The sequence below is a fragment of the Lactobacillus sp. ESL0246 genome, assembly GCF_003692965.1.
GTDB lineage: Bacteria > Bacillota > Bacilli > Lactobacillales > Lactobacillaceae > Lactobacillus.
Genome location: NZ_REHC01000008.1, coordinates 231,360 through 256,734, shown reverse-complemented (window position 1 = coordinate 256,734; position 25,375 = coordinate 231,360). Strand labels below are relative to the sequence as shown.

The window sequence follows — 25,375 nt, the reverse complement described above, 5'->3', positions numbered from 1 at the left end:
AAATGTTAGGCAATAGTACATTCCAAACTGTAAATGGTGATTTCAAAATGATTAATCCTTTTATCTCGCTTCTCATTTGTAGTAGATAAGGCTCCAACACATAAAATATATTAATTATTAGATAAGTCCTGAAAATTACTTAATTTTCAGGACTTATTTTTTATCGGAAATTTTATTATAAAGGTAAAAATATATGTAGCCAAGGCAAGTTCAGCTAAACCCAAAATTTTAGTAACAAGCTGACAAAGTTGAGAGCAGAATTGGCTCACTTACTATTTCTTAACATGAGTATGGTAAGAAAACTAGTCCAGTAACTAAAAATTATATTCCTAAATAGGAAAATCCTATAAATTAAATATTTCATATTAATTGGTATTTATTTGTTCTTTTGTTTTCTATATTTCTTAAAAGCAAGTTGCATATTACTTTGTTCCAGTATATTATATCTGTATTACAGTATAACGATTTATAATGTAAAATGAATTTAAGTTATTTTAAAGGATCAGTTGAAAAATGAACCAAGTCAATGAAAGAATACTTGAAATCAATAATGTGGATACTTATATAGGAAAAGTTAAAATTATAAAAAATGTTTCTTTAAAGATCAAAGCAGGTGAAATAGTCGGACTAATTGGGCCAAATGGAGCAGGGAAAACCACGATCATGAAAAGCGTTTTAGGTTTGACGAAGTTTACCGGTAGTATCACCGTTGGTAAGCGTCCAGTCACTGAGACTAGTCATAGGGCTTTAGAAAGAGTTGGCGCTTTGATCGAGCATCCAGCTATCTATCCATTTTTAACGGGAAGACAGAATCTAGAATTATATGCCCGTAATAAAAGAGATCTAACTCAATTGGTTTCAACTTTGCAGATGGATTCTTATATTAATAATAAAGCCAAGGGTTATTCCTTAGGCATGAAACAGAAATTAGGGATTGCAATCGCTTTACTTAATCACCCTCAGCTAGTAATTTTAGATGAACCAATGAATGGCCTAGATATTGAAGCCACTATTGGCGTGCGCAAGTTAATTAAACGTTACGCCGATCAAGGAACAGCTTTTCTTATTTCGAGTCATATTTTAAGTGAACTGCAAAAGATTATGACTCAAGTGGTACTAATAACTTCAGGTAAAATTATTGTTAACCAACCAATTGAGGAATTTAATAAGACTAGTAAACAAAAATACAAAGTGCTCACGGAAGATAATAATCGAGCAATGCCGGTGCTGCAGAAAGAAAAGATTCCGTTTACTCTCAAGGATAATTTCTTAGTCGTAGATCAAAAAAACATTTTTGCTATTCAGGATGTGCTTTTGAAAAATAACATCCACTTGCAAGAAATACTGCCATTAGAAGCCAACTTTGAGGAACTTGTCGTTAACATTCTGGACCGAGAAAGAGGTAAGGAAGATGGGCGTTAGTCTTAAAGGAGAGTTCTATAAGTTTTACCACCAAAAGGTTGCAATGTATGGAGTGGTGACCATGCTTGTTTTGATGGTCTACAGTGCTCTAACAACGAACATTACCAAGAATACGTTGGCATTTGGTTTTGGATCAGTCGAATGGATACCAATTATCCTGATTGCCGTGGGATCTGCATTTTTTGCCATGGAGTACAGTAATAATACGATTATTATGCTAATCTACAAAAATTCAAGCAAACTCAAGAGCTATCTGGCCAAGTTTATTGTCGTTTTTGTTTATGGCTTTATACTGACAATTAGTGCTGTTCTATTCACTTTTATATTGAATTGGCTTTTGGTGCCTGGTGAATTTAGTTGGGGCGCAACTTTTCATGCACATACATTGAGAGACGCTCTTATGCTTAATATGTTTGGTGAAGTAATCTACTCTGTTTTCATCATTGGGTTATCCTTCATGTTGACCATGCTTGTTAAAATCAATGCAGTAGTAATCTGTGTTGGCTTAGCTCTAGCTTTTTTTGGCGCCAGTCTTTCAGCTGGCCTGATGTCGTCTCTGCCATCGCTAGTTACGATTATTAAGTGGAACCCGCTTAATATGATTTTTATTTCCCAGCAGTTGACCAGAAGTTCAATTATTCTTAAATCAAATTTGACTAACATGCAGTTGATTGTGGCTACGCTGATTTATGGTATTTTGTTTGCGATTATAGGCTATTACCTGTTCAAAAATCGACGGGTTTAAATTATAAGATGGAGAATAAATGATGTTTTATAGTATCAAACAAGAATTTTATAAGTTACGTCACAAAAAAATAGCTTGGATTGCTCCTATAATTTTATTAGTATTAATGATCTTGGCAGGCTATGCTCTGAGTGGTGAAGAAAACAAACTGTTATTGGTACTGTGTTTTGATGCACCTGATTGGATTATGTTTATACTGGTTGTGATAGGTGCTACGACTTTCTCGATGGAATTTCAGAATAATGCCATCTTAACTCTGTTATATAAAGCCACTAATAAGATCTATGTTTATTTAGCAAAGTACATTGTACTGTTTCTGTATGATGTCTTTTTGCACTTACTGGCATTAGTTTATACCGCTTTTTTGCATTATACGCTGTTTCGAACTTCAGCAGTGTGGACAATGACCTATTTGTATGGTCAGTCAATTTGGGAAAACATGCTTACAGGATTCGTAATTGATTTAGTGACGACAATGTTAGTCATAACGGTCGTTTTCTTACTGTCTTGTTTAATTAATAATAATGCCATTGTAGTTACTATCAGCTTCTTGCTAGTGTTCATGGGGCAAACTGTTTCTAGTAACCTGTTAAACTCAAATAAGTTTGTCAATGTGATGAAATGGAATCCATTAAATATGCTTAATTTAACTCGCCAGTTCGGTAATTACTCAATGTATGTTGAAACAACTCACCTGAATAATAATCAAATCCTTATCGGGTCAGTGTGTTACATTATCATTTTCTTTATTCTAGGTTATCTGATCTTCCGTAAAAAACGATATTAGAAGACACTATATGCAAGTAATGATTTCTTTGTTTTTCAAGCTAAATATAAAGTGTTAGTGTTTGTTATTTGAACAGAAAGAATTACCTGACGACCTAGTTTTAATGGATAACGTTACTAAGTCATTTGAACATTATAGCGATAGACGTAACCATGATAGAGAGCAATTTGCCCTAATTAAGCTCTTATTACAACGAAAAACTTGATAGCTTGTGATATAGCTGATCAAGGTGTCAAACTAGCAAATTTGGGTCTAAATTTAACCCTCCGTAACTTAGAAAATTGCTTGGTTAGAACAGTTGCTAGAACTAAGATTTATTAAAATGTCACTTTTAACGAAATATTAGTTGTGTTTACGGCTGTTTAGGCTTTTGTTATACTAATTGTTTTTATTATATTTGACAACCCCATATAATAATGTTTAAATATTATTAAATTATTAATTTTAAATAAAATTTACATCAAGAAGTATAAGATAATAAAGATGAAATATAAAAAAATAACACAACTAACTCAAGCAAATGCAGACCAGATTGCTAGAAAATGGCATTATAGTGGACAGTATGATTTTTATGATATGGAAAATGATCCCGAAGATTTTGAAGAAATAACTACTTCAAAGTTACGAGGAAATAAGTATTATCAGGTTTTAGATGATAAAGATGAACTTGTGGGGTATTTTTGCTTAGAAAGATTGTCAGAGGAAAAGGTGGAAATTGGTTTAGGATTGAGACCAGATTTAACTGGACAAGGGTTAGGGTTAAGTTTTGTAAAAGAAATCGAAGCATTTGTACAAAAAAATTTCAATTATAAAATGATTCTTCTGTCAGTGGCTAGCTTCAATAAACGTGCAATTAAAGTTTATCAGAAAGCAGGATTTAAAAAAGAAGATTCTAAAATGCAAAAATCAAACGATGGCGTATATGAATTTATTAACTTAATTAAAAAAATGGAGGATTGTAAATTGGGCAAGTCCAATATGGACAACTAATGGCTATTCAATATCAATAATAGCAACCGTATGGATTGTTATGATAAAAGATACTTTGAATAACCAAAGAGATACTGGCTTGCTATATTGCTTGATTTTATAAGGTTAAGGTCCGGCTATTAGTTTTGAAATCATGAATCGTAATTGCCATACTCGATAAATTGCTCAAGTAGTACAGGGAAAAGCGGTCTTTTGGGATGCTCAGTGCGCAATGCAGCTTAAGAAAAACTTAGGCTGTTTTTTTATTGATCCAATTTTACAAACTTATTTTTTACCTAGTTCTGCGGGCTTTTTTGCTTATTTCCGATAATAGACATTATCGGAAGTTGCAAGCGGTATAGATAGAAAAAGCAGCTACTAGCTGCTTTTTCTTGGGTATTTAACAAAATTACCATTAAATTTCGAATATACGCGTGTGCTGCCACCAGTCTTTAAAACTGTTTTTAATGATACATCTGGGTTAGTAATAACATTCATATTTTTGCTCCTTTCAAATATAAGATTAAATTTTAAAACAAGATAATATGATCTCGAGATTGTGAATAATGCGTAAAAAAATTAGGTCAGATGACCTAATTTCGCTTAAACTTTAGTTGACAGGCATAGTGTCTTCAATAACTCCATTGCCAGATTTTGAAGCGTTCAATAAAGCTTGCTGTTGTGTAGTTAAATACCAAACGGCTTCTTTAACTTCAGTAATACTTGCGGAAGTTGAAGAATTGACGGTTTTAGCTTGTTTTAAAGCTTCATCATAACGAGCTTTATAAGTATTTACATAAAGTTCATTTTTATAGTTAGCACTAGCTGTAATTGTTTTTGCTTGATCAAGTAATTTTTGTAAATCCTGTTTGTCAGCTGCTGTTGCAACTTTGGCGTCTGTGCGAGCTTCTTCAGGGGTATTTGCTGGTGTTAATTGTGGACCCGATAAGTACATTGTATCAGCTGCTTTAATATAAAACAGTTGATTAGCAATTGTTTTATGAAAATCACTTGTAGCTTCAGGAGTGTAATAATTTAAACGATAAAATAATTCTGCTTTATTGTCGTTAGGTACCCAAACATAAATTTCTCTGATTACGGGAATATCTTCATCTTTTGCAAGAGTAACATTTTTATTAGTAGTTTTTGGATTAAGAATTGTTGCAATATTGTAAGTATTACTATTTTGCTTTAAACCAACATAAGTATACATCGTGTAAGTTGCTAATTTTTGTCTAGGTTGAGTTTTTATATTTCCAATATAAATAAAAGCGTCAGTCGTACCAGCTATACGGTAAACTTTTGACCTTGAATTACCATCTGGAATTTTAGTAATACAATCAACTTTCAATTTCTGACCAGGTTTAACTAAAGTTCTGCTCGTTCCTGATCCAATATATCCCCCAGTTAAACCAGTATGAATATTTGCGGGCTTAAGAGTAACAGTAGCATTTGCCACATAAAGTGGTTGACCGTCAATTTCGTTAACGTTAGCTGCATTAATGTAACCGCCATGACCAATGCTGTAATAATATTTACCCTTGATTTTTTTATAAGGCAACCATGATTGATTGTAGTTGTCATCATTTAGTAGATAGTATTGTTTGCTGTCTTTTTCAATTGGTTGGACTGTGCCGGAATATTGTACATTGGTTCCCTTGCGTAAGTGAGTGTTAGACCAACTGCCACAATATTTTTTAAGACGCCTACCTTTTTTATTATAGACATAGGCACCGTGAATTAATTTTAGAGTGTTATTGTTAGATGTTGTTGCTGCAGTAATAGGGGTAGATTTAAGTTGTTGTGACGCCGAGAATCCAGCCCCCAAAATTAAAATACCAGCAATAGATCCAAGCAAGATTTTTTTACTTAATTTCATGTATTTCACCTCATAAATAGAAATAATAATTATACCCATTATAGTTCAATAGCAAACTAAGTTTAAACAATAACTGTTTTCTCCAAGCATTCAAGCCTTATGTTGGTCAAGCAATTCCAATACTTGATTATGAAGCAACTGCTCTTTATAAATGGACTACTGTTAATGTTGAACAATGGTTAGACTATGTCTATCAAAAGACTGGACAGCTGTTGCAGCTAAGTATCCTTTATGGAGTGTGGTGTGGTCCCACTGGAGGGTATAGCGGTAGTGATTAGGCTTAGTATTGGAGGAGCGGATCAAGGAATAGCTGGGAATTAAGCAGGACGTGGTCTAGTATACTAATGGTGACCTTAACTATTCAAAACTTTGTTTTGGTTATGTTGTAGATAATAATTGTGATAGTCAGATTGAGATCTGTGGTGTTCTTGCTGTTAGTTGAGATGTTGCTTAATGCGTTCAAATCATTTTAACTATTTAAAAGTAAAATTGCTATATGAATAAATTAAATTCGCCTATTTTTCACAAACTTTTAGTGAAGAGCATAAGGGAAGGACTGCTATCACTTCCCAAAGGTAAGTAGATAGCTTGGTAAAATCCCATTTTGAATACACTTTTTTAAAAGAAACAAGAAAGCAATCCTTTTGAGGATCACTCAGCTGTCTTGCAAGTGACTGAACTTGCTTTGCACGTCATGTTGCATGTTAAACATACTACCTTAATAGCTTAAGTAAACCATGATTGCCAATTCCGGTAAAATGAATAAGTACATTATGTGCACCATCTTGGAAAGTTGGCTGACTTCTCGTAAAGGGAAAATAAAAAGCCAGCTTTTGCGGGTCTTTTGCTTACTTACGATAAATACACATTTTATAAAAATAATTTTTAAAAAGTTCTGAATATAAAATATATAATTGATTGTTGGAGTCTGTATATTTGTTGGAAATCCTTTGATAACTGAGTATTTCATATTAATTGGTCCTTTTATATAGAGATTTAAAGATCAATGTAGTTGTAAAAATCAGTAAACTTATAAATATCATATATATATAAATATTGGATAATTTGATTAAAATTGAGCCAATTGAAGAATTAAAGACTAAAAAACAGCCCATTACAACATTTTGTAATGCCACATAATCCATTATATGATCTTTGTTTCGATCTTGGTATGAATATAAAGAAAATAGTTTAATCCACATGTAAATCATTCTACTTGCTGCCATCGAAAATATAAAGAATGCAACGTTATGAAATAAAGAGGCGGCAACTAAAAACACAAAAATAATTAATGAACACAGTGATAGAACTTTGCCAGTAAAGTCTTTTTCTATTACGTCATCAAATTTTTTAGAAAGTATACTAGCTACAAATTCAGCTAAAGTCATTAAAAAAACAAATACAGAGTAGCCTATCCCTAGCTTATTGTTATTTAAATTAATGTATGAAATTGCATATGAATCAGAGAAACCGATTACTAAATTTAAAACCCCAACAAGTAATATTAAGCATATGCTTTTATTAAAGGTAAAAGTTTTCTTTTTTTCTATATGTGGAGCCTTATGCTCCTTTTGTAAATTACGTATGTAACTAATAGGGAGAATCAATATTCCAGAAACTATAGTAAGAACTGCATCAAGTAGTAAAACCTCCCGATTGCTAATGATTTTGGTTAGTATCGTATAAGTGGGTATAACCAGTAATCTGGCAACTGACGACCAGGTGTTCGTATTTTTGTTAAAAAGTTTTAGAGCCGTTTTACCTTTGACTACATTAACTACTAAATTTTGATAGTTTAAATCACTCGCAATGGCAAGCATTTGCTCACTAAAAACTAACAAAAGCAGAAGGACAACATTAGTGGCTAAGAACATTAATACAAGTAAGATAAATCGCAACATTTCGGTAAATATAATTAATTTTTTTGAGTTAAACTTTGAAGAAATATTTGAAATTAGGTTGCTAAAAATAAGATTAGGTAAAGTATATGATGCAGATAATAAGCCTAAATAAATCGGGTCATGTGAAACCGAAAAAACAATAAGAACAATAACGAAATAGTAAAACCAATCGCCAGTTTCATTGAGTACTTTACTAATTAGTAATAAATTCTTACTTTTCATTTTTCAGTCTCCTTAAGTATTCTTCGCTGTAGTCATCGATTAGAGCATGATATTCCTGAAAATCTTTATATGTTAATCTTTGTAAATTGCTTTCCATGTATTCCTTTAATACTTGGTATTTAAATTTGCTTACATCTCTACCTTCTAATCTAGAAATCATTCTCCTAGCATACTTGTCGATAATAAATATTGGCTGATCAAAAATATATAGCAATATAACGTCAGAGGTTTCATTCCCAATACCTTTTATATTCATTAGACTTGTTTTTAAGGTTTTTGGAGATAACGTTTTTTTCATTTTGTTAATATCAAATCCAAACGATTCAAAAAAAAGTAAAGAATTTTTTATAGTTTTTGCTTTAGCATTGTAAAATCCACTTGGTTTGATTAATTTTTTTAACACTTCTAAATTAACATTAAGCAATATATCAGGTTTAAAGCCGGTTTTCTCTCTCAAATTGGCAAGTGATTTTTCTGCATTTTTCCAATTAGTATTTTGTACTAAAATTGCTCCAACTAAGGTTTCCCAATCACTATCCGAAGGCCACCAATATTGCCTTCCATATATTGTAATCATATCATTGAATACTTGATAGTAATTTATGTATATCACATCCCTTTTAAGAAAACGATTACAATTTATGTTTACTTGTTGTATTGTAACAAAAATAAAAAATAAAGGAAATATTAGCTTGGAAATCAATAGGTGAAATAGGTTTGAATCAGTATATAACGGGTTGACACACATCAAGATGGCAAAAATCACTTAATTGAACAGTTTAAGCAGAGAATTCATTTATTTATCAAGAATTAAATAAATAGGGATATTGTAAATTTGGTAAGTCCAATATGGACAACTAATGGCTATTTAATATCAATAAAATAATTACTTAAACCTGTTAATTAATACTATAAATATTTCAAAGTTGAAAGAATTCAATAATAAAACCTCGAAATTGCTTTAATTTCGAGGTTTTATTATTTTAGTTTCATCACTTTTAATTTATGATTACTTTACTATAATTATTATTCATTTAATAAATCACCTGGATACTTTCCAATTAATAGCACTGGTGTTTCATCCATTGTTCCATGTTCAATGAATTGCTTTAATTGCTTAATTGACGTCAACGCAATTTTTCTGTTTTGGCCAGTCAATCCAGTAGCTAAAGCCTCTGCTTGACTTAATAACTTTTTTGTTGATTTTCCATTATCTTTTGCGTGCATTACATTTAATTCCGCCTTGATTAGTGGTTGTAGATTTTCATTAAGCAAATTTTTATTGTAAATACCATTTACATACACAGTATAGCCCTTGTACTTACCATCTTTTGATACAAGACTGACAAATACACCATTATGAATTACTTTAACATTTTTAACTTTGAAAAGTATATTTTGGTTGATTATTTTTTGCAGAGTTTTTTTGCTATAGGATGTTCCATTATTTTTATATAATGCTCCCTTTTGCGCATACGGTAATTTAAATACATATCCAGCATTAGCTAGCTTTTTGGACCAACTTTTATCGGTATGCCAGTTTGGTTTATGCGAAGATGTAGTAGCAGAAACACTAATCGCTGGGGAAGTTATTAAAGCGGGTGTACATAAAAGTAGTGATGTTAAAGCAACTTTAGTAGCATTTTGTAAATTCATTTTCATTTTTAATACCATCCATTCTTTAAATGAAATAATTTTTATATTATATAATATATTATACTCCGGTAAAAAGTATTATATATTTTTAAGTTGTTTTTTATAAAATGCTACAGCTCTATAATGAAAACCTGACACAGTCAAGTTGATTTTTTAAATAGTATTATGATTTTTTGTTAAATAATTGTTATACTGGTATATAAATTATTGAAAAAGGAGAAGAGTAAATGAACAAATTTTGGAAAAAATCAATATTAGGGTTATTGGCAATAGGAGTGTTTACTACCACTCAAGTAGCTAACGTTCATGCTGATAATGTTAATTTTCATAATACTTCAGCTCTCTCACCAAATAGTAAGGGAACCAATTTAGAAAAAACAACTACTGCTAATAAGTCAAACGGGAATAGTCTTAACCAAACTCCACTGACCAAGAATAGTTATCTGGTTGTTTCATATTTACCAAATAAGTCTATTCATCTTTATACAAGAAATAATACGAACCAATTTAAACGTAATGGTAAAGTAATTAAAAATGGCACTACTTTAAAAACTTATACTATGATTAAGAATGGAAATTCAACTTATTATTATGTTGGTAAGAAGCAATGGGTTAATTCAAAAAATGTAATTAAATATGTTTTGAAACATACCCGCTATAACGTTCTTAAGAATAGTCCCAAGTCCCAGCAATACTACACAAGCCAATATTTCCCAGTATTTGCTCCATGGGGGTGTGCTTCTAGTGCACTATCAATGTTAATGAAGTATGATGGCACATGGAACAAGGTTTCTGGCGCAACTGATACGGCTAAATTAACTTACATGCAAAATAATTTACCACGAAATAAAGCAACTGGTGGCCAAGATGGAGATCCATATACTGGTAAAGGTTTTACTAGAGTTATTCTTTCATATTGTTTAATGAATTATGCTCATCAATTGGGAGACAAAAAGATCAAAGACATATCGGGAATCTCAATGAATAACTTGAAACAACTAGTATTGGCAAATCATCCGGTTCTCTATTATGGTTATTCTTCATATAATGGTACGGGCGCAAGAAATCATGCTAAAGTTATTTTCGGCTACAGTAAAAAGAGCGATCAATTTTTAGTTCATGATCCGCTTTATCAAGCTAAACGTTTTTATAAAGGCGGCGGTGGTCGGAATAAGTATGATTTAGGGCCGATTTCTTGGGTAAAGGCAAGTAGCGTAAAAAGTGAATTTGCCTACAAGGGCGGCAACAATGCCTTAACTGTAAAATAATTATATTAATAAAAATGTCTACAGAGAAAATTATTCTGTAGACATTTTTGCTATTACAATAAGTAAAAATTGCTTATTGCTAAAGTGTTTTTTCTAAGATACAATACTATATATAATATAATATATATAAAAATGATTTTAAGATAGAAAAGAGGAGATTTTATGAAAAAATTCTATAAAATTTGTGGAGTGATAATATTTATAGGAATAATTTTACTAGTTGTTGGTAAGATAAATCATGGCAATAAAAGTATCAGCGATGTTCATTCTGGCTTTTTTACTGGTATTAATAATGGATCTCATCGTAAAAAGAAAAGTGATTATCACTATCAAACGATTAATACAGCTAGTTTTACTAAAGTTAAATTTTCTGCTTTTCAGTCAGATGTCAGAGTTACTTTAGGTAAAAAATATCAAGTAAAGATAAGTGGTTCAAATATTAAAAATATTGAAGCAAAGGTAAAAAACAAGGAATTATTTATAACGGATAAAAATGATCCATCCTATGATGATTGTGATATTGTGATTACCGTTCCTCAAATAAATGCTTTAAAAGAAGTTTCAGGGTCAAGTTCTGATGGCGATATTTTATTGAATGACTTAAATATTCCCCAAATAGATTTAAAACAAGATACAGGGGATTTAGTTCTAAAAGAAATAAATACTAGAAATGCTCAACTCTTTTTGGACTCGGGAGATTTAAAAATTTTAAATAGCAAATTTAAAATAAACGCTTCTTTACAAGATGGCGACGCTAAGATAGCTAATTCTGAAATTACAGGAGATAGTTATTTCAAAATGCAAGATGGTGATTTTAATATGACTAGCTTACAAGAAATTTCTTCTGACTTTTATGTTAATTCAGATAGTAAGATTTCTTATAAGGGAAAAACTAAATCACTTCATTACACACATATCGATCCCAGCTTGCCCAAACTTAAAGTTGTTTGCCGAGATGGAGACATAAATATCGCTTAATTTATCAAAATTATAATCATTAAAAGGCTATACTTAAATGTCAAATTTTAGTATAGCCTTTTAAGTTTAGAAAATGAATAAAATTATTTTAATCACTAGATTTAGTAGTGTAATAACGTTTGGTAAAAAGCTTTTTTCCTAAATAACGCATAAATATAGTCAGTTTTGTAATTAACATATTAACAAATTTTGCCATTAAAGGAGATAGAATAAATACAAGTCCAACACCAATTATGATACGTCCAAGATGAAAGCAGCCGATTGCCCAATTGCTGGTAAATAATAGAGCGATCGATTTAATCAATATAGTACCAAAGACAACAATAAAAGCAATGACTACTGCTATAAAGGCTATCAAAAATGCGAAGCAAACGGCACAGATTATGAAAAGTATAAATAATAGTGGTATGCCAATTGGAGCAGCAAATAATCCCATAAGAATATACCATATTCTTTTTAAATTTGAATTTGTTTCATGTTGATTATCTTTTGGGATATCTGAAATGGAATAATCAGCTAATATTTTGCGAGCTAATTGTTTCGGAGTTCCTAGTTCACTTTCTATCGTGGATCTTCTCACGAAATCGCCATCTAATAAAAACTCCCGGTAAAATTCGACAACATCTTGACGTTCTTTCGCTGGGATATCTGATAAATAATGTTCTAATTCAGAAATATAATCATTAATTGTATCATTCATTTTTCTCTCCTAATATCTATCAAGCAATATTTAGATATAATTTATCATCTCCAATATTATATATCAAATACCATTGGGATTTAAAGAAAAAATTTAAAATAATTTACTTGAGAGTTTGACAAAAGCATGTAGGATATCAAAAATAACCATTAGCTCTTCTGAACTAATGGTTATTAAAAAAACTAATTATGTCTAGTATTATCTTATATTATTGTTGATTAAACCGAATTTCAGTTTGTATTAAATCGACTGTGTAAGTTGTGTCTTCAAGTGGTCGTTTGGTCATGCCTTGATCAGTTGAATAAATTATTAGACATAAGCGACTTTGAACTGGTAATTTGTAGTAAGTTGGTTGCAATTGAAATTCTAAGTCATAAAACTGATTAGGTTCAATTGCACTTGGCTTTTTCAAATCAGCATAATTTTGCAAGTTCATGTGCCCCTTAGTGATTAATTTAGCTGGCGTTACTTTATCGGGCATAAATTCTTGCAAGGTATCGGTTCCAAAACGATAGCCTAATTCTTGACCTTTAGGCATAATAAAGCGGGGAGTAGGAGATAATCGTTTGCGGTCGCCCAATTCTACGAGTGCAACTGATAATTGTCCTTTATTAAGACTAGATGAAACTCGCATTTTTACTGTTGGCCGACCAACTATGGTCACCGGGTGAATAAACTCTTCAGTTGTAAAACGCAGGCTAGCTTTAGCCCACTTTTCGTCACCGCTAATAAATTGGTTTTGCCAATCTCTTTCAGAGATTTTAGCCTTTTTAAATTCTTGCCCTCCGACATCGGTAAAAGCAAGTTGCTTTTGGCCATTGCCATCTTTTTGTAGTTGACCATCGTCGGTTGGATAATAAATTGATTCATGGCCGCAGTCATTGCTCCAGTCTTGTTCTTCGTGCCACTTGTCAGCTTCTAAGTTGTCTTGAATCATTACCTGTGGCCATTTTGCATACGCATGATTTTCAATACCTAGCAATTCATGAACAAACCATAAATTCATCAAGTCAGTAAAATCAATTGAAACCAAGTTATTCATATTGTAGTGTGGTCCTTGATGTAAAAAGAGGTGATGTTCAATTGGTAAATTTTTGACTTTTTGCCAGATTTTATAAACATTTTTGGGCTTAACGTTCCAGTCATTTAAGCCGTGCACACTAATCCATGAACATTTAATTTGATCAGTATGATGACGGTAATTGCGGGCATCCCAAAAGTTAGAATATTGCCCAGTTGTACGATCGGCTTTTTCTAAAAGTTTTTTCTGCATTGCGTCATATTTTGGTTTAATTTTGAGATAGGCACCGGCATCCCAGAGATTAGACTGACAGGTCTCGGCTAGCATATCTAAGTCTTCTCCTTGACAAGCCTCAGGAGCAATAACTAAACCATGTTCGCGATAATAGTCATACCAAGAAGAAATGGCAGCTTCAGAAACGACAGTTTTTAACCCAGCTACACCTGTTGTAGCAAGTGCAATTTGTAAAGTCCCTAGATATGATCTTCCTGTCATTCCAATATTGCCATTACACCAATCGGCCTTGGTTTCGTGCTTTCTAGTGCGGTCAGTATAAGCAATCCGATCGCCATGCAACCATTCGATAATTGCTTTGGCACTTTCAGTTTCTTCAGGAGCTCCTGTAATGCGTAAGCCGTCGCTGCCACGAGTGCCAATCGCTCCGGCTACGACACTGGCAAAGCCGCGAGCTAGCATATATTCATTTAAAGTGTATGGTGCTTTATTTAATGCTCGTTCGGAGGAAGTTGCTACTTCTGCACTATTATCAGATGGCTTTGACGCTTTAAGTCGCATGGCTGGTTCATATTGTGGATTATGCCAGCTAGTCGCATCAGTCAAATTTTCATCAACATTGTGATTACGCTTTTCATTAGCAATTACACCGCCAAAATAAGGATCGGCAGTATAAAGCGCAGGGACAGGTAATTGAGCACTTTCAATAGGTCTAAAAATAGTAGTTTGCAATAAGTCAGTTTGCCCATCACCGTCTGTGTCAAGGTCACATTCAACGTAGACTACTTCCCGGATGACTTTGCTGGTATCAAATACTGGTTGACTTTTGCCATTGAATAAAACAAATTCGTTTTTGGGTAATTCATTTCGGCGGTCATAAAAATATCCCTTTCCAGCCATGACATCAATCAGGAGCTGACCATTTTTGGCACGAGTGTTCAAAAGACGATAAAAGGCTTCAATTAATTCAGAACAATTTTCTATCTGGTTTACGATTGGCAGGGCATTTTTTTGCATAAACTTTAAAGGATTATCTAAATCATAATCGTACTGAACGTGATAGCCCAATAGTTGTAAAGCGACGTTGTAAAATTGCTCAACTGAGATTTTTTCCGGCTTATTAGTTAGAAAATCTGTCAAGGTTTGGCTACTCGATACGGCAAATTCAGTTAATTTAGCTTTTCGTGCGTCTTCATCATGTGGATTAACCTCGGCTAAAACATTTTCAACCATCATAGTCAGTAGTTCACTGAAAGTTAGTTGTTCAAAATTTGCTGGCAAGAATTTGATTTTAAGAAGTTCTTTAATTTGAGTTTCATAGTCAGTTTCAACATAAGCGTATTGATTATATTTCATATAATTCTCCTTTTTATTTATCTATTTTACATGTTCTAATTAAGTTATGAAAGAAGCATTTCAAAATAAAAGCAGGCAATCATGCCTGCTCATTTAGCCAAGTCTTTTGATAAAGATCTTCATTAAATCCACATGTTAAATTCTGCTTGCTAACTACAAGCGGACGTTTAATTAATTTACCATTTTGGGACATCATCTCGGCGGCTTCCGAAATCGACATCGCACTAACTTTATCCTTAAGTTGCAGTCGCCGATAATCTTGACCGTGTGTATTGAAGAAATACTTTAAACCGCGATCTTGGTACTTAGTTAGCCATTTAATCAGCTCATTTTTGGTTGGTGGCTGTTCAACCAAGTCTTGAAAGTCGATTTTGACATGATGGTCAGTTAACCATTTTTGTGCACTACGCGATGTTGAACAACGCTTGTAACCATAAAACTTAATCATTTTTATACCTCTTTTTGTATTAGCTTCATTTGATTATATCAGAGACAGTGCTAACTATAATTAAGAATGCTATTATAACTAAAAAGCAACCGCTCTCTTACATAGTAAGTAAAGTTGCTTTTTAATATTTCAATACTATTTGAAATCAAGTTTGAAATCTTGGCTACTAAAGAAGTGCAATTTATTATTACAAAGATAGTTGGTAATTAATCCGAGTGCGATTGGCAATACAAAAAAGAGAATGGTAATTAGAGTAATCGAACCAAAATTATTAGGTCTTTTTGACATAGCGGCAATTGGTCCAATCAATCCTGAAAATCCGAAACCTGCACTCATTGGCGTCCCACTAATATTAAAAACAGCACCAATACCACCCAATATTCCAGCGTTAATACTAATTGGTATTAGCAATTTGGGATTGGTAAGTAAATTTGCCATCTGCATCTTGGGGGAACCTAAAAAGTGGGCAATTGAGGTTCCAAATGAGTTAGCTTTCCAACCAAAAATTGCTAATGCAAAAGCTGCAGCCGTAATTCCAAGATTAGCAGAACCTGCGGCAATTCCAGAAATATTAATTGCCGTTGCAATCCCAACTGAAGAAATTGGCGAAACAATTAACAATGCAAATACTATTCCTATTAAAATCCCCATTAAAATTGGTTGTAAATTAATTAAATGTTCAACTCCTAAACCAATTAATCGGGTAATTTGACCAACTGGTCCAAGAGTCAGACAGCCAATTCCTCCTGCAATTAATAAAACCAATAAGGGAACTAACAAAATGGTATAGGCCTTAAGTTTTTGACCCAAAAACAGAACTAATGCATAAGCAATCATAATTGTGATGGCGGTATTAATCACATCACCGTTGCCCATTACTAGAATTTTACCGTCCTTCATTGTAAAATTCCCAGCTCCAGCGACCGCAGCCAATGCAATAGATGAAGTCTGAATCGGAGTTAACTTACCAGTCATTCCGACACAAACGGCACTAATAGCTGGCAATAAGGCTGAGGCAAACGCTGTGAGTGCTAAAATAAAACTTAAATTAGGCCAGAACGGTAAGAGAGCTTTAATAAGCTGACCAATTAAGGCTCCCGGAATTAATGCGACCACAATCCCAGTTGATAAACCATTCAGGGTATCCAAGGTGATTTTTTTTAATGTTTTCATTCAATTTCTCCTAAAAATAAAAACTCACACGGTCAATGGCAACCGCATGAGCATTCTTAAGGAGAAAGTACTTAAGTCTAAACACACAGTTACCTACGTAAATTTGCCCTGTGTGCCAAGACAATGACAAACAAGGTATTCAGACCCAAAGGCCGAAATACCAAAAATAAATATTAATTTGTGGTAGATAGATTTGAATTTTCTGCATCATAATCATACCTCTCATAAATATTTAATCAATATCATACTAGAGCTTTCACCTAAAAGCAAGCAAAACATTATAAATAAGTTAAATATTTATAGTGTTACAGTAATTAGTTTGAGGTTTATATTGCAATATAGGCGGCTTAAAGATAAATAATGATTAAACTGCATTTTGTGCAACCGTTTACCTTAAATGTTATAATCAGTTGAATGTTATGAAAGACTAAAATCAATAAAAAGGAAGCATAACTAATGAAAAAAATTATCAATGACCCAGCAAATGTGGTTTCAGAAATGGTGTCTGGACTCGTGCGTTCATATCCACAATTTGTCAAACAAATTTCAGGTACTGAAGCAGTAGTTAGAGCAGATCAGGACTCAATGGCAGACAAAGTTGGAATTGTCAGTGGGGGTGGTTCTGGTCACGAACCGGCTCATGCAGGTTTTGTAGGTAAGGGTATGCTTACCGCTGCGGTTTGTGGTCAAGTTTTTACTTCTCCAACTCCCGATCAAATTTATCAAGCAATTAAAGTAGCGAATCACGGAAAAGGTGTTTTTTTAGTCATTAAAAATTACTCTGGTGATGTGATGAATTTTGATATGGCAAAGGACATGGCGGCAATGGATGACATTGAAGTCAAGTCAATTGTAGTTGATGATGATATTGCCGTTGAAAATAGCACTTATACTCAAGGTCGTAGAGGAGTTGCAGGGACAATTTTTGTTCATAAAATTTTGGGTGCGGCAGCTCAATCAGGGGCTTCATTAGATGAGATTGCTGAACTGGCTGAGCAAATTTTGCCGAACATTAAAACGATTGCCGTGGCCTTGTCAGCAGCTACTAATCCGGAAACTGGAAAGCCGGGATTCGTCTTAAAGGATGATGAAATTGAATATGGTGTCGGAATTCACTCTGAACCCGGTTATCGTCGAGAAAAAATAAAATCTTCGCAGAATTTAGTCGAAGAAATGGTAACTAAACTTGATCAAGAAATGAATTTTGATGGCAATAAAAAATATGCAGTTTTAATAAACGGTATGGGAGCAACGCCATTAATGGAACAATATATTTTCAGTAACGATTTATTAAATAAGCTTACGGAAATGAAGATTGAACCTGTATTTATGAAAGTGGGCAATTATATGACTTCAATCGATATGGCAGGTGTCTCATTAACCATGTTTGAATTGCAAAATAAAAAATGGCTAGATTACCTTAACGAACCAGTTGCGACTATTGGATGGTAGTGAGGAGAAACAGAATGACATTAACAGTGACAAATTTAACAAATTGGATGAACGATTTCGCCAAAAAGATTGCAATAAACAAACAGTTATTAAGTGATTTGGATACTCCAATCGGCGATGGCGACCACGGCTTTAATATGGATCGGGGGATGAAAGCAGTCATAGATAAACTAAAAGATGAACCAAAAGACCTAACACAAGCATTAAAAACAATTGCGATGGCTCTTATTTCAACGGTTGGTGGTGCTTCAGGTCCACTATATGGAACAGCATTTTTGGAAATGGCTAAAAAAAGCACCAGTTCTAATGATTTGGCAGAATTGCTTACCGCAGCTTTGGCGGGAATTGAAAAGCGAGGTGGCGCAAAACCTGGTGATAAAACAATGGTCGATGTTTGGGATGCTGTTATTCCAGAAATTAAAAATCATTCATTAACGCAGGAAAAAATTAATAACGCTGTTGTTGCAACAAAAGATATGGTTGCTAAAAAGGGACGCGCATCCTATTTGGGGGAGCGTGCTATCGGACATATTGATCCAGGTTCGCAGTCAAGTGGTTATTTGTTCTCAGCCTTACTAGAAACTGAAGGTATTTTATGAAGTTAGGAATTACTATTGTGTCGCATGTTCCAGAAGTAGCAACGGGCTTAAAAAAATTACTCAAACAAGTAGCTGCTGATGTTTCAATTACTGTTGCTGGTGGAACAAATGATGATAATGTTGGTACAAGTATGGAAAAAATCTTGACAGCATTTTCGACTAACCAGGCGGAAGAAATTTTGGCTTTTTATGATTTAGGTAGTGCCAAGATGAATTTGGAAATGGCTATTGAGATGACTAATAAGAAAGTTCACCTCTATGATGCTGCTTTGATTGAGGGAGCCTACACAGCAGCTAGCTTGATTCAGGCAGGTGTTCAGTTAGATGAGATTGAAAAGCAATTAAAGCCACTCTTAATCAAAGACTAACCCAAGCATAATGTTTGTTATTTAATACCGGCTTATCTATAATTAAGTGAATTTGAATAGAAAAGGGAATATTATGCAAGATAGTTTAATGATGCAACTTGTAGGCGAGTTTATTGGAACTGCCTCTATCGTTTTGTTAGGTGACGGTGTTTGCGCTGCCGTAAATTTAAGGAAATCTAAGGCTAATGGTGCCGGTTGGGTAGCAGTTGCTTTAGGTTGGGGGTTAGCCGTTACATTTGGAATTTATATGGTTAGTTGGTTAAGCCCGGGTCATTTTAATCCGGCTGTAACAATTGCAATGGCAGTTTCCGGTAAGCTTGCATGGTCATCCGTTCTTCCGTATATTATTGCACAAGTAGCTGGCGGCTTCGTAGGAGGAATATTAGTTTGGCTAACATATTTCCCACATTGGGCAGCAACTACCGACCAAGATGCCATTTTAGGTTCATTTTGTACAATTCCTGCTATTCGTAACTATTTTTGGAATTTTTTTACAGAAATGATGGGGACTTTCGTCTTTGTGTTTGGGTTATTGGCTTTCACTAAGACAAATATTAATTCTGGATTTAATCCTGTGATTGTTGGTTTGTTAATTGCAGCAGTTGGCTTATCTCTTGGTGGTCCTACTGGATACGCAATTAATCCTGCTCGTGACTTAGGCCCTAGATTAGCTCACCAATTAATGCCAATTGCTAATAAAGGTGGTTCCGACTGGACTTATAGTTGGGTACCAATTGTTGGTCCAATTGTGGGTGGATTAGTAGCTTCTTTATTATTTAAGCTAGTTGGCTAAGAAGTTTAAAATATCGATAATGGCTGATAAACTTGACTTTGAAAATCGGGTTTATCGGCCATTTTTGTGCTATAAAACTAAACAATAAATCAAAAAAACTCCGACTCGGTCGAAGTTTTTTTGATTGTTAGTACCAGCAATATCTTTGATTAGAAAAAGCCTTGAGAACATTAGTTCCTGCTCTTCAAGGCTTTTTAAAACTATTTGAAAATGATCCGGGTGAGATTCGAACTCACGACCCACGGTTTAGAAGACCGTTGCTCTATCCAGCTGAGCTACCAGACCATCGTTTTTGTTATCTGTCACAAGAACATTAACTATTATAGAGAAAAGTTTGGGCAATTGCAACATAAATTTTATGATAATTAACTTTTTACTCGATTTTTAAATTGACAGGAAGTTATTGGTTTAACTAGTCTAAATTAAAGCAATAATTTTATTTCATTTTATTAATAAGCATGTATAATAATTAAAATAATGTTCCTTGAAAGGAGTAACGATGAAACGCAAATTATTACTACTGTTGACATTCTTAAGCGTATTGGTTTTAGGGTGTTCGCTCGGACAAAAAGTTAAAGCGGATATTAATTATGATATTGAAAATAATACTGCTGTGGCTACAGTCAACCGTGATGGGTCAATCACAATGACCCGCAAGATAGTCTATCAGTTTGATGATGCGGCCCACGGTGTTTTTTATCAACAAAACTTGAAACCTGATCAAAAAATTGTCGAGCCACAAGTAAAAGTCCGCGATGACCGTGGTCTTAATCTTACTGATCATTTATTCGATTTACAAAAAACCGCTCAAGGATATCGTTTTAAAGTTTATCATCGAATTAGTGACAATGAAAAAATAACTGTAACTTATCATTATAAGATTACGCGTGCCGTTACTAATTATGAAGATGTGGCAGAACTGAACTTTATGATAATTGGTAATAATTGGGATACAAATTTAAACCATGTTAAAGCTAGTATTATCTTTTCAAAACCTGTAAAGGGGCTAAAAGCATGGGCACATGGCCCTCTTAATGGCTATATTAAGGTATCACCACAGACCGGACGAATTGTGATGACAGTCGATAACCTTGCTGGCAAAACTGGTGTTGAAGTTCATACGATTTTTCCACTAAGCATTACTCCTGATAACAAAAAAGTGATCCACCAAAAACATCGCTCAGCTGTGCTTAAGCAAGAAAAAGAATTAGCACAGGCAGCTAATCGCCAGCGACGTAATAAACGTTACGCCAGTTGGGGATTAACTTTAATCAGTATTTTTACTGGATTAGTAGCACTTTTAAGAGGATTTTGCGTTAAGCGTCAAGGAGTTAAGCCGAAAAAAATGCGTTCCTTGCCACATAATTATGAAATTCCAGATGTTGATCCTGTAAGTGCACAAATATTAGACAAAGCTCGTAAACCTGACGTCAAAGCTTTTACTGCCTATTTAATGCAGTTAACTAGTAAACACAAGCTGAAAATTACTGATTATCAAGCTGGCAGAAAAACGTGCTATCGCATTAGCTGTTTAGATGAGCAGATAACTAAGCAAGATAAGTTGTTAGGTGGATTGTTTGAAATTGTCGGTGACGGAAAAACGGTGACTACTGAGCAAATTCGTAAATATCATGGTACCAAAATTGGTAAATATTTTGATCAGTGGGCGCAACAAAGATATCGACAAGTTCAAAAAAAGGGTTTAATTTCTAAAAAGCTGATAAATCGAAAAAAAGTTAATCAAGCAGTTATTATTGTTCTAACTATTATTAGTTGCTGTTCTGCATATTTTGCTTCTAACATAAGTAATATTAATTTTATACTCGTAATCATAGCTCTCTTATTTGGAACAGGTATCGGACTATTAGTTGCCAATTGGCGCATTTCAATTTATTCCAGGCTTGGTGCTGAAAAAACCAATCAAGTACGTGGCTTTAAACATATGTTAAGTGATATCGGACAGTTTAAAATGCGCAATGTCGGGGATCTGCTTCTTTGGGAAGATATTATGCCTTACGCCGTTAGTTTTGATTTAGCTAAAAAGGTGTTAAAAGAAATGAATTTAGAATTTAATAAAGAGGAGTTGGCGCAAAGTAATTTCTATCTCTATGGTCCATTTTATAGTTCTGGTAAAAACAGTTTTGCGGAAAGCTTCTCAACAAGCTTTGTTAAGGGTGCCGGAGCTAGCTCTAGATCATCAACAATTGGGTCATCTGGAGGCTTTTCAGGCGGTTCATCGGGTGGCTTTGGTGGTGGCTCCGGCGGTGGTGCCTTCTAACGAGATACTATAAACTCTTTTAATCCAATATTGCCATTAAAATTAATAAAATCAATTTTTAAAGCGTTTAAATCATTTAAATGAGTGAACGCTTTTTTGTTGCTTTTAAGCATAACATAATTTTAATCAATTATTAATAACTATCGTTATCTAAGAATTAATGTTTACTTTTTCTTGGCTTATTTGCTTTATTTTATTAATTCTTGTTTACTTATTTAGTAATTGCTAACCCCATGCTAGTAGCTAATTAGCTTTAATTAAATCTAGCTTTTTCAGAATTTACAATTTTTCCTAATAACGGTAATTCTATATTACTTTTTTTTTTTTTTTTTATATACTCTGTACGATCCCGCAAATTGATATATCATAAACTTAAGCGCATTTAGTAATAGCTTTCATTTCCTATTTACGACTATTTTTGAATTATATATTTCTTGTTTCGTATTTTTATAATTCAATTTGTTAGTCCAAACCTATGGCTATATACATTTATACTAACTGCGCTATTCAAAATACCAGTGCAATGTTGATACCACTATTTTAATATAGTTAATCGGTTTGCCAACTTTTGTAATAGTGATACTTTTTGCTTGTTCATTTTACTACTACGAAATTAGCGATTGGTTTGATAAAAACAGCTGCATGGGTTTTGAAGTTTTCCCGCTGAATTAACTTAGATTCAGCGGGTTTAATTGCCAATTATCTTTTTAAACGTAAGAGGAGGAGTAATTTTTGCAAGGTAGAAAACGTTGGTGGCTAGGGTTAATTTTGGTCTTGGCAATTTGGTTAACCCCGCAAACCATGGTAGCAGCCGCTCAATCAGATGATAGTACTGATTTTGAAGTTAAGCCGCTTTTCCCAGAAGAGCAAGTCGATACAACTCTCAACTACTTTAATCTAGCTTATCGGAAAAACTCTACTCATGTCATTAAAATGCAAGTCCAAAATTTTGCCTCTAAGACCATTACAGTGCGGGTTAATTTGCGTAATGCCTATACCCAAGATGGGGGCGGCATTGATTTTACGCCCCAGACTAAAGCACTTGATCCTAGTTTAAAGCATCCTTTAACTACCTTGATCACGCTGCATCGAGGCGACCAGAAGCTTAAGTTAGGGCCGAAGCAATCCCGCATTATCAGTGCCACCGTTAAGCTGCCTAAAGAGCGCTTTGATGGCATGATCTATGGCGACTGGCACTTTGTCGAGCGCCCCAAGAGGCCTAAGACTAAGGGCGGCATGATTACTTCTAATTATGCCTATTCATTAGGAATTGTCTTACGCGGACAGAACTATCAGGTCTTTCCCAAGGTGAAGTACGCTAAAACCACGCCGATACTCTTTAACCGTCACCCCGCTTTAGGCGTTACCTTACGTAATATTGCCCCCATGGCTATTTCCCAAGCTAACGTCAAAGTAGCAATAGGAGAAGCTGGTGGCGAGGTGCGCACCTTTAACGCCAACAACTTTATGATTGCCCCTAATTCGCGCATTGTGTTGCCCATTTCCTGGAGCTATGATGCGCTCAAAGCCGGCACCTATCAGATTAAAGTCACCCTGAAAGGCTTGAACACGCAGAATCGCTTCCCGGTAAGCTGGACCTTTAACGAAACCATGCAGGTGAATAATTCCCAGGCTAAGACAATCAATGACCGCGCCGTTAAGAAGCCGATTAATTATTGGCTGTATGCCACGATTATTTGCGGGGTTTTACTGGTGTTAAGTCTCGGCGGTTTAATTTGGACTTTCATGCTTCGGCCGCGCTAGTTTTTAACTATAAAGGAGGTGGTGTCATTTTGAAAGCATTGATCGCAAAATTTTCCTATCGCCGCGTGCAGTGGTTTTGGCTGGGGTTATCGATACTCTTAGCAATTGCCTTTGCGACGTGTCTGTACTTTACAATCAAAACATATAACGATTTTAATACTTGGAAGACGATCAATCTTTATTAACTAGTAAACAATCGTTGGAATAATCATTGTAAGATGATTAGTTGTGTATGAAAAATCTGAATTTGAAGGAGGAACTTCAAGATGAAATTAACTAAAATAGCCAGTTTGGTAATGACAAGTGCTACGGTCTTGTCGAGCGTAGCAGCCGTTACTCCAGCCATTACCCAAGCTAAAACCCAAGAAGGCAATGCAAAAATGAACGGCGGTAAAGCCTTACCAGATTCCAATCATAGTACAGTAGGAATAGGCTTTAGCCAGGACCAAGACGCCAAGCCAAATCCAAACCCAGATAATCCAAATAAACCAGATGATGGCGTCGGATACTTACGTTTACAATACGTGCCCGCAGTGCTGGATTTTGGTAGTCATACTAAGTTTGATCCCGCTACTCCGATCTTTACAGCAGCTGGTATGAACTTAAATAGTACCGGTAATGATGTACATCCTGGATATGCTGGGGCAGATAACCAGACCCCGAAGCTTTCTACTACTGATCCTGATTTAGACAATGTTAAGGGCAAGACTTGGGTAACAGTGATTGATAAGCAAAGAGACCGTACAGACACTGATGATAAGAGTGATAGTCATTCAGGAGATTGGCAATTAAGCGTCAAAGCCGACGGCCCGCTGACTACTGGAAGTGGTGCTAGCGCCAAAACAATAACTGGCGCCAAGCTAGCCTTTAACAATACTGCAGCTGGTCATACTGCAAACGTTTTTGGCTTAACAGGAAATAATGCAGATAAAAATTTTAGTAATGACGTTACTTGGCTGGCTGATAATGTGATTAAAAATTTGACGGTTAATTTAGCTGCCGACAGTACTGCAGTTCAGGTTGCAACCGCAAAAGCTACTACTGGTAGCGGAGCAGAAGTTTTTGCTTGGGACCCAAAAGATATCCAGTTGTCTTTACCAACCGATGCCAATATTGCAGCAGGAACTTATACGACCTCATTAACTTGGACTTTATCCACAGGAATTAAGTAAACGTAAGACTTTGCATTTTGTTTGGTAGGCAGTAATAATAATTTTATAAAAGGCGCTCAAGCATAAAGCTTGAGTACTTTTTTGTTTTAAACTATTAGTTATATCGTATTTCACTTTTAGCGCGGTTTGGTTTTAACTGCTTTCTGTTTACTGGTATACTTAAGTAATCAAAATAAAGAAGTTGAAATTA

At 34.3% G+C, this 25,375-nt stretch carries 22 protein-coding genes and 1 tRNA gene; 14 read left to right on the top strand and 9 right to left on the bottom strand.

The features are described 5' to 3' along the window. Positions 1-534: 534 nt before the first annotated feature. The 4 genes from F5ESL0246_RS05275 to F5ESL0246_RS05260 all read left to right on the top strand — a co-directional run bounded on the left by F5ESL0246_RS05275 (position 535) and on the right by F5ESL0246_RS05260 (position 3,944). Entirely contained in the window at positions 535-1,422 is an 888-nt protein-coding gene (locus F5ESL0246_RS05275; RefSeq protein WP_122018574.1) for an ABC transporter ATP-binding protein, read from the top strand. After that, on the top strand, positions 1,412-2,167 hold the full coding sequence (locus F5ESL0246_RS05270) for an ABC transporter permease (protein ID WP_122018472.1): 756 nt from the start codon (positions 1,412-1,414) through the stop codon (positions 2,165-2,167). Before F5ESL0246_RS05275 ends, F5ESL0246_RS05270 begins: the two co-directional genes overlap by 11 nt. Positions 2,168-2,186: 19 nt before the next feature. Then, positions 2,187-2,954: an ABC transporter permease gene (locus tag F5ESL0246_RS05265; protein ID WP_233551598.1), complete on the top strand. Its 768-nt coding sequence runs from the start codon at positions 2,187-2,189 to the stop codon at positions 2,952-2,954. A 483-nt stretch (positions 2,955-3,437) separates the two neighbouring features. Continuing rightward, positions 3,438-3,944: a GNAT family N-acetyltransferase gene (locus F5ESL0246_RS05260; protein ID WP_122018470.1), complete on the top strand. Its 507-nt coding sequence runs from the start codon at positions 3,438-3,440 to the stop codon at positions 3,942-3,944. Positions 3,945-4,533: 589 nt separating this feature from the next. Here F5ESL0246_RS05260 and F5ESL0246_RS05255 read toward each other — a convergent pair. The 4 genes from F5ESL0246_RS05255 to F5ESL0246_RS05235 all read right to left on the bottom strand — a co-directional run bounded on the left by F5ESL0246_RS05255 (position 4,534) and on the right by F5ESL0246_RS05235 (position 9,587). Beyond that, the gene (locus F5ESL0246_RS05255; protein WP_122018469.1) at positions 4,534-5,802 is read right to left on the bottom strand and encodes an SLAP domain-containing protein; all 1,269 of its coding nucleotides are present in this window, start codon (positions 5,800-5,802) and stop codon (positions 4,534-4,536) included. Between the two features lie 971 nt (positions 5,803-6,773). Beyond that, the gene (locus tag F5ESL0246_RS05245; RefSeq protein ID WP_122018467.1) at positions 6,774-7,925 is read right to left on the bottom strand and encodes an MFS transporter; all 1,152 of its coding nucleotides are present in this window, start codon (positions 7,923-7,925) and stop codon (positions 6,774-6,776) included. Next, complete coding sequence (locus F5ESL0246_RS05240; RefSeq protein ID WP_122018573.1) at positions 7,915-8,502, bottom strand: endonuclease III domain-containing protein; 588 nt, start codon at positions 8,500-8,502, stop codon at positions 7,915-7,917. The genes F5ESL0246_RS05245 and F5ESL0246_RS05240 overlap by 11 nt, the downstream gene beginning before the upstream one ends. A 449-nt stretch (positions 8,503-8,951) precedes the next feature. Beyond that, positions 8,952-9,587: a hypothetical protein gene (locus F5ESL0246_RS05235; protein WP_122018466.1), complete on the bottom strand. Its 636-nt coding sequence runs from the start codon at positions 9,585-9,587 to the stop codon at positions 8,952-8,954. A gap of 221 nt (positions 9,588-9,808) precedes the next feature. Between F5ESL0246_RS05235 and F5ESL0246_RS05230 the strand changes: the two genes are divergently transcribed. Next, positions 9,809-10,849, top strand: coding sequence for a C39 family peptidase (locus F5ESL0246_RS05230; RefSeq protein WP_122018465.1), 1,041 nt, complete (start codon positions 9,809-9,811; stop codon positions 10,847-10,849). A gap of 162 nt (positions 10,850-11,011) precedes the next feature. Then, positions 11,012-11,827 carry a DUF4097 family beta strand repeat-containing protein gene (locus F5ESL0246_RS05225; protein ID WP_122018464.1) on the top strand — a complete coding sequence of 272 codons (816 nt, stop codon included), beginning with the start codon at positions 11,012-11,014 and terminating at the stop codon, positions 11,825-11,827. Between the two features lie 88 nt (positions 11,828-11,915). Here the strand turns inward: F5ESL0246_RS05225 and F5ESL0246_RS05220 are convergent, their stop codons facing one another. From F5ESL0246_RS05220 to F5ESL0246_RS05205, 4 genes are all read right to left on the bottom strand, one after another. After that, positions 11,916-12,527 carry a DUF1700 domain-containing protein gene (locus F5ESL0246_RS05220; RefSeq protein ID WP_122018463.1) on the bottom strand — a complete coding sequence of 204 codons (612 nt, stop codon included), beginning with the start codon at positions 12,525-12,527 and terminating at the stop codon, positions 11,916-11,918. Positions 12,528-12,735: 208 nt separating this feature from the next. Continuing rightward, positions 12,736-15,138 carry a Xaa-Pro dipeptidyl-peptidase gene (locus F5ESL0246_RS05215; RefSeq protein WP_122018462.1) on the bottom strand — a complete coding sequence of 801 codons (2,403 nt, stop codon included), beginning with the start codon at positions 15,136-15,138 and terminating at the stop codon, positions 12,736-12,738. Positions 15,139-15,217: 79 nt separating this feature from the next. Further along, positions 15,218-15,586, bottom strand: coding sequence for an arsenate reductase family protein (locus tag F5ESL0246_RS05210; RefSeq protein ID WP_122018461.1), 369 nt, complete (start codon positions 15,584-15,586; stop codon positions 15,218-15,220). Between the two features lie 135 nt (positions 15,587-15,721). Further along, positions 15,722-16,759: a PTS transporter subunit IIC gene (locus F5ESL0246_RS05205; RefSeq protein ID WP_122018460.1), complete on the bottom strand. Its 1,038-nt coding sequence runs from the start codon at positions 16,757-16,759 to the stop codon at positions 15,722-15,724. Positions 16,760-17,215: 456 nt separating this feature from the next. On the opposite strand from F5ESL0246_RS05205, the gene dhaK reads away from it, so the two are divergent. The 4 genes from dhaK (at position 17,216) to F5ESL0246_RS05185 (ending at position 19,971) form a co-directional block, all read left to right on the top strand. Beyond that, positions 17,216-18,211, top strand: a complete 996-nt coding sequence (gene dhaK / locus F5ESL0246_RS05200; RefSeq protein WP_122018459.1) for a dihydroxyacetone kinase subunit DhaK — start codon at positions 17,216-17,218, stop codon at positions 18,209-18,211. A gap of 14 nt (positions 18,212-18,225) precedes the next feature. Next, positions 18,226-18,810 carry a dihydroxyacetone kinase subunit DhaL gene (gene dhaL, locus F5ESL0246_RS05195; protein ID WP_122018458.1) on the top strand — a complete coding sequence of 195 codons (585 nt, stop codon included), beginning with the start codon at positions 18,226-18,228 and terminating at the stop codon, positions 18,808-18,810. Further along, positions 18,807-19,178, top strand: coding sequence for a dihydroxyacetone kinase phosphoryl donor subunit DhaM (gene dhaM / locus F5ESL0246_RS05190; RefSeq protein ID WP_122018457.1), 372 nt, complete (start codon positions 18,807-18,809; stop codon positions 19,176-19,178). The genes dhaL and dhaM overlap by 4 nt, the downstream gene beginning before the upstream one ends. A gap of 73 nt (positions 19,179-19,251) precedes the next feature. Further along, a complete protein-coding gene (locus F5ESL0246_RS05185) occupies positions 19,252-19,971 on the top strand; it encodes an MIP/aquaporin family protein (protein WP_122018456.1) in 720 nt (239 codons plus the stop codon). Positions 19,972-20,182: 211 nt separating this feature from the next. On the opposite strand, the gene F5ESL0246_RS05180 is transcribed toward F5ESL0246_RS05185, so the two are convergent. After that, positions 20,183-20,256, bottom strand: a tRNA-Arg gene (locus F5ESL0246_RS05180). A gap of 214 nt (positions 20,257-20,470) precedes the next feature. On the opposite strand from F5ESL0246_RS05180, the gene F5ESL0246_RS05175 reads away from it, so the two are divergent. The 4 genes from F5ESL0246_RS05175 to F5ESL0246_RS05160 all read left to right on the top strand — a co-directional run bounded on the left by F5ESL0246_RS05175 (position 20,471) and on the right by F5ESL0246_RS05160 (position 25,185). Continuing rightward, positions 20,471-22,249 carry a DUF2207 domain-containing protein gene (locus F5ESL0246_RS05175; protein ID WP_122018455.1) on the top strand — a complete coding sequence of 593 codons (1,779 nt, stop codon included), beginning with the start codon at positions 20,471-20,473 and terminating at the stop codon, positions 22,247-22,249. An 801-nt stretch (positions 22,250-23,050) separates the two neighbouring features. Next, on the top strand, positions 23,051-24,013 hold the full coding sequence (locus F5ESL0246_RS05170; RefSeq protein ID WP_122018572.1) for a DUF916 and DUF3324 domain-containing protein: 963 nt from the start codon (positions 23,051-23,053) through the stop codon (positions 24,011-24,013). A 29-nt stretch (positions 24,014-24,042) separates the two neighbouring features. Next, positions 24,043-24,198, top strand: coding sequence for a hypothetical protein (locus tag F5ESL0246_RS05165; RefSeq protein ID WP_122018454.1), 156 nt, complete (start codon positions 24,043-24,045; stop codon positions 24,196-24,198). Between the two features lie 81 nt (positions 24,199-24,279). Then, positions 24,280-25,185 carry a WxL domain-containing protein gene (locus tag F5ESL0246_RS05160; protein WP_122018453.1) on the top strand — a complete coding sequence of 302 codons (906 nt, stop codon included), beginning with the start codon at positions 24,280-24,282 and terminating at the stop codon, positions 25,183-25,185. Positions 25,186-25,375 lie beyond the last annotated feature (190 nt).

Bases quoted from the DNA above. Each gene is read 5' to 3' on its own strand.
- F5ESL0246_RS05270 (WP_122018472.1), top strand. From the start codon at position 1,412: ATGGGCGTTAGTCTTAAAGGAGAGTTCTATAAGTTTTACCACCAAAAG.
- F5ESL0246_RS05265 (WP_233551598.1), top strand. From the start codon at position 2,187: ATGATGTTTTATAGTATCAAACAAGAATTTTATAAGTTACGTCACAAA.
- F5ESL0246_RS05260 (WP_122018470.1), top strand. From the start codon at position 3,438: ATGAAATATAAAAAAATAACACAACTAACTCAAGCAAATGCAGACCAG.
- F5ESL0246_RS05255 (WP_122018469.1), bottom strand. From the start codon at position 5,802: ATGAAATTAAGTAAAAAAATCTTGCTTGGATCTATTGCTGGTATTTTA.
- F5ESL0246_RS05245 (WP_122018467.1), bottom strand. From the start codon at position 7,925: ATGAAAAGTAAGAATTTATTACTAATTAGTAAAGTACTCAATGAAACT.
- F5ESL0246_RS05240 (WP_122018573.1), bottom strand. From the start codon at position 8,502: ATGATTACAATATATGGAAGGCAATATTGGTGGCCTTCGGATAGTGAT.
- F5ESL0246_RS05235 (WP_122018466.1), bottom strand. From the start codon at position 9,587: ATGAAAATGAATTTACAAAATGCTACTAAAGTTGCTTTAACATCACTA.
- F5ESL0246_RS05230 (WP_122018465.1), top strand. From the start codon at position 9,809: ATGAACAAATTTTGGAAAAAATCAATATTAGGGTTATTGGCAATAGGA.
- F5ESL0246_RS05225 (WP_122018464.1), top strand. From the start codon at position 11,012: ATGAAAAAATTCTATAAAATTTGTGGAGTGATAATATTTATAGGAATA.
- F5ESL0246_RS05220 (WP_122018463.1), bottom strand. From the start codon at position 12,527: ATGAATGATACAATTAATGATTATATTTCTGAATTAGAACATTATTTA.
- F5ESL0246_RS05215 (WP_122018462.1), bottom strand. From the start codon at position 15,138: ATGAAATATAATCAATACGCTTATGTTGAAACTGACTATGAAACTCAA.
- F5ESL0246_RS05210 (WP_122018461.1), bottom strand. From the start codon at position 15,586: ATGATTAAGTTTTATGGTTACAAGCGTTGTTCAACATCGCGTAGTGCA.
- F5ESL0246_RS05205 (WP_122018460.1), bottom strand. From the start codon at position 16,759: ATGAAAACATTAAAAAAAATCACCTTGGATACCCTGAATGGTTTATCA.
- dhaK (WP_122018459.1), top strand. From the start codon at position 17,216: ATGAAAAAAATTATCAATGACCCAGCAAATGTGGTTTCAGAAATGGTG.
- dhaL (WP_122018458.1), top strand. From the start codon at position 18,226: ATGACATTAACAGTGACAAATTTAACAAATTGGATGAACGATTTCGCC.
- dhaM (WP_122018457.1), top strand. From the start codon at position 18,807: ATGAAGTTAGGAATTACTATTGTGTCGCATGTTCCAGAAGTAGCAACG.
- F5ESL0246_RS05185 (WP_122018456.1), top strand. From the start codon at position 19,252: ATGCAAGATAGTTTAATGATGCAACTTGTAGGCGAGTTTATTGGAACT.
- F5ESL0246_RS05175 (WP_122018455.1), top strand. From the start codon at position 20,471: ATGAAACGCAAATTATTACTACTGTTGACATTCTTAAGCGTATTGGTT.
- F5ESL0246_RS05170 (WP_122018572.1), top strand. From the start codon at position 23,051: ATGGTAGCAGCCGCTCAATCAGATGATAGTACTGATTTTGAAGTTAAG.
- F5ESL0246_RS05160 (WP_122018453.1), top strand. From the start codon at position 24,280: ATGAAATTAACTAAAATAGCCAGTTTGGTAATGACAAGTGCTACGGTC.